The 3980-nt window shown below is 62.0% G+C and carries 5 protein-coding genes; 4 read left to right on the top strand and 1 reads right to left on the bottom strand.

Annotated elements, in window-relative coordinates:
• The 3 genes from WBB85_RS05790 to WBB85_RS05780 form a co-directional block, all read left to right on the top strand.
• The coding region (locus WBB85_RS05790; RefSeq protein ID WP_432637682.1) for a cbb3-type cytochrome c oxidase subunit I at positions 1–881 on the top strand (881 nt) is incomplete at its 5' end.
• Between the two features lie 11 nt (positions 882–892).
• Complete coding sequence (locus tag WBB85_RS05785) at positions 893–1423, top strand: DUF2244 domain-containing protein (RefSeq protein ID WP_432637681.1); 531 nt, start codon at positions 893–895, stop codon at positions 1421–1423.
• Between the two features lie 117 nt (positions 1424–1540).
• Positions 1541–2800, top strand: a complete 1260-nt coding sequence (locus tag WBB85_RS05780; RefSeq protein ID WP_432637680.1) for a D-amino acid dehydrogenase — start codon at positions 1541–1543, stop codon at positions 2798–2800.
• 27 nt (positions 2801–2827) lie between these two features.
• On the opposite strand, the gene WBB85_RS05775 is transcribed toward WBB85_RS05780, so the two are convergent.
• Positions 2828–3154 (bottom strand): DUF1330 domain-containing protein, encoded by a 327-nt coding sequence (locus WBB85_RS05775; protein WP_432637679.1) that lies wholly within the window; start codon positions 3152–3154, stop codon positions 2828–2830.
• A gap of 176 nt (positions 3155–3330) precedes the next feature.
• On the opposite strand from WBB85_RS05775, the gene WBB85_RS05770 reads away from it, so the two are divergent.
• Positions 3331–3980 (top strand): winged helix-turn-helix transcriptional regulator (locus tag WBB85_RS05770; RefSeq protein ID WP_432637678.1); only part of this gene is annotated, 650 nt, incomplete at its 3' end.

Genomic DNA, 3980 nt, shown 5'->3' with positions numbered 1-3980 from the left:
CCTACCAGCACATCTTCTGGTTCTACTCCCACCCGGCCGTCTACATCATGATGCTGCCCGGCTTCGGGATCATCAGCGAGATCATCGCGACCTTCTCGCGCAAGCCGATCTTCGGCTACCTGCCGATGGTCTATGCGATGGTCGCCATCGGTGTGCTGGGCTTCGTCGTCTGGGCGCATCACATGTACACCGTAGGCATGAGCCTGACCCAGCAGAGCTACTTCATGCTGGCCACGATGGTGATCGCGGTGCCGACCGGCATCAAGATCTTCTCGTGGATCGCGACGATGTGGGGCGGTTCGGTCGAGTTCAAGACACCGATGCTCTGGGCGTTCGGCTTTCTGTTCCTGTTCACCGTCGGTGGCGTCACCGGCATTGTGCTGAGCCAGGCGGCCATCGACCGCGCCTATCACGACACCTATTATGTCGTGGCGCATTTCCACTACGTGATGTCGATTGGCGCTGCCTTCTGTATCTTCGCCGGGGTCTATTACTGGATCGGCAAGATGTCGGGTCGCCAGTATCCGGAATGGGCAGGCAAGCTGCATTTCTGGATGTTCTTCATCGGCACCAACCTGACCTTCTTCCCGCAGCACTTCCTGGGTCGTCAGGGCATGCCGCGCCGTTACATCGACTATCCCGAGGCGTTCGCCTACTGGAACTACTGGTCGTCGCTTGGCGCGTTCCTGTCCTTCGCCTCGTTCCTGTTCTTCATCGGCGTGGTGTTCTACACCATCCGCTACGGCAAGCCGGTGAATGCCAACAACTACTGGAACGAACATGCCGATACCCTGGAATGGACCCTGCCCTCGCCGCCGCCCGAACATACGTTCGAAACGCTGCCCAAGCAGTCCGACTGGGATCACAGCCACGCCCACTAAGGCGATTGTGAATGCCATTCGAATGGGATGACAGAACTGAAGGGGCCCCGGCAAAAACCGGGGCCTTTTCCTTTGCCGAGGACGGCGACCCGGCGGTTCAGGTCACGCTGTGGCCGCATCGGTCGCTGCCGCGGCGCGGCTTTGCGGCGTTCATCCTGATTACCTTTGGAATGCTCATGGTGCCGCTTCTGGCGCTGCTGGGCACGCTGGCGCTTTGGGGCCTGCTGCCGTTCCTTCTGGGGGCGCTGGGGCTGATGTGGTATTTCCTCGAGCGCAGCTACAAGGACGGAACCCTGACCGAAGTGCTGCGGCTCTGGTCCGACCGTGCGGAACTGGTGCGCACCAATCCGCGCGGGCCGCAGCAAAGCTGGGAGGCCAATCCGCATTGGGTCCGGGTCGGGATACGCAAGACCGGCGGACCCGTGGAATACTACCTGACGCTATCGGGAGGCGGACGCGAGGTTGAACTGGGCGCCTTTCTGAGCCCAGAGGAGCGCGCCGATCTTCACGACCGGCTGGCAATGGCGCTGGCGCGTCTCTAGTTTCGGGCGCGACAATCCGGGTCTTGCCGGAACCCGTGCCGTCACAAGATCATTGCGGACGAGCAAAGCCAGACTGTATGTGGGGCGCAGAAACACAGCGAACAGGAAGGCCGCGGGATGAAAGTTGTTGTCATGGGGGCCGGTGTCATCGGCGTCACCACCGCCTATTATCTTGCACGTCAGGGCGCCGACGTCACGGTGCTGGACCGTCAGGCCGGGCCGGGGCTTGAGACGAGCTATGCAAATGCGGGCGAGCTTTCCTATGGCATGACCTCTCCCTGGGCCGCGCCTGGCATTCCGATGAAAGCCATCAAATGGTTGTTCATGAAGCGCCGTCCGCTGTTCATCTGGCCGCTGATCAGCCCCACGATGTGGAAATGGGGCGCGCAGATGGTGATGAACTGCAACGAGGAAAGCTATGCGATCAACAAGGCCCGCATGGTCCGGGTATCGAACTACAGCCGCGACTGCATGCCCGACCTGATCGCCGAAACGGGCATCGAATATGATGGCCGCGAACAGGGCACCTTACAGCTTTTCCGAACCGAAAAGCAGTTGAAAGGGTCAAAGGCGGATCAGGAGATTCTGGCCCAGTTCGACAGCCCCTACGAGGTTCTGGACCGCGACGGCTGCATCGCCGTTGAACCGGCGCTGGCCGAGGTGAGGGGCAAGTTCGTCGGCGGTCTGCGGTTGCTGGCCGACCGCACCGGCGACTGCCGGATGTTTACCATGGCGCTTGCCGACAAATGCGCCGAGATGGGCGTCGAGTTCCAGTATGGCCAGTCGATCCGCGGCATCGCGGTCGAGGACGGCAAGGTTGTCGGCGTCGATACCGAGATGGCGGGCCGGATCACTGGCGACAAGTATGTCTGCGCCCTTGGCAGCTATGCCCCGATGGTGCTGAAACCGGTCGGCATCCGGCTGCCGGTCTATCCGGTCAAGGGCTATTCGGTCACCCTGCCCGTTACCGACGATGCTTTCGCGCCGCAATCGACGATCATGGATGAGACCCACAAGGTCGCGATCACCCGGCTTGGCGACCGCATCCGCGTCGCGGGGACTGCCGAGATCGCCGGATACAGCGGCCGTCTGGGGCCGCATGCCACCGATACCGTGCGCCATGTGATCAGCGACCTCTTCCCCAAGGGCGGCGACATCAGCAAGGCCGAAGGCTGGACCGGGCTGCGCCCGATGACGCCGGACGGCACCCCGGTGATGGGGGCGACGCGCTATGACAACCTGTATCTGAACACCGGACATGGCACGCTGGGCTGGACCATGGCCTGCGGATCGGGCCGCGCTGTCGCGGATGTGGTCTGCGGCAAGGAGCCCGAGATTTCCTTCGACGGGCTGACAGCGGCGCGCTACGGGCAGTAAGCCGGGCGGCGCGCCGCGCGCCGTTCCTCAGCCAGCCTTCAGATAGGGAATGGCCCCCGCGATATCGGTGTCGTCGATGACATGGAAGCGACTGACGCTTCCGGCCTGACGCGCTTTGCCAAAGGGCGCGTATTCGGGGTCGGCGGCAAATCTGTCGATCGCCTCCATCGAGGGAAACTCAAGCAGCGCAATCAGCGTGCTGTCCTTGTCCGGCCCTTCAAGGGTGCGGATATTGCCGCTTCGCGACAGGTATCTGCCGCCATGCTTCTTGACGAGGTTGTGGACATGGGTCGCATAATCGGGAACCCAGCTGTCATCGGTGACTTTGATATCCGCAATCAGAAAAACGCTCATCGGTTTCGCCCTTCACTTTTGGTGTCCTTGACCCCAATGGTCCGGACCTGCCCTGTCACCATCGGGCAAGGGCCGCACCCGCATCCAGTTCCGGGACTGAACCACCGGATTCAGTTTCTGAACTAGCCCGGCGAAGGCGGGTGCCCTAAGGTCGAACGACATGACAGGAGGATCTGATGTCTCAGGCGGGCTACAAACAATTCTGTCCGGTCGCGATGGCCGCGGAAGTGCTGTGCACAAGGTGGACGATGGTTCTGATGCGAGAACTCGTCGCCGGGACCACCCGGTTCAACGACTTGCGCCGCGGCGTGCCCAAGATGTCACCGGCCCTGCTTTCGACGCGCCTGAAGGAACTGGAACAGGCAGGCGTGATCGAACGCCGCGCCCTGCCCTCGGAACGCGGAATCTACGAATATCACCTGACCGAAGCTGGCAAAGACCTGCGTTCCGTGGTCGAGGCAATGGGGGTCTGGGGCCAGAAATGGGTCGAATCGTCGCTTTCTCTGCGCAACCTCGACCCGTCGCTGCTGATGTGGGACATGCGCCGCAACCTCAACCCCACGCCGCTGCCGGACCAGCGTACGGTGGTTCAGTTTCTATACTCGGATCTGCCGTCCACCAAGAACCTGTGGTGGCTGGTCATCGAGCGCGACGGGGCGGTCGATCTGTGCTGGTCGGATCCCGGGTTCGAGATCGATCTCTACGTCAGCACCGACCTGCGCACGATGACCGCGATCTGGATGGGCCTTGCCACTGTCCAGAGCGAAGAGGAAAAACTGGAACTGATCGGATCACGCGCCGTGGCGGACACCATGCAGGTCTGGCT

Origin of the sequence: Albidovulum sp. (assembly GCF_049646345.1) — a bacterium.
In the GTDB taxonomy this organism is placed as follows: domain Bacteria; phylum Pseudomonadota; class Alphaproteobacteria; order Rhodobacterales; family Rhodobacteraceae; genus Albidovulum.
Note: the sequence above shows the minus strand (reverse complement) of the source record. Positions and strands in the feature narration are given on the sequence as shown.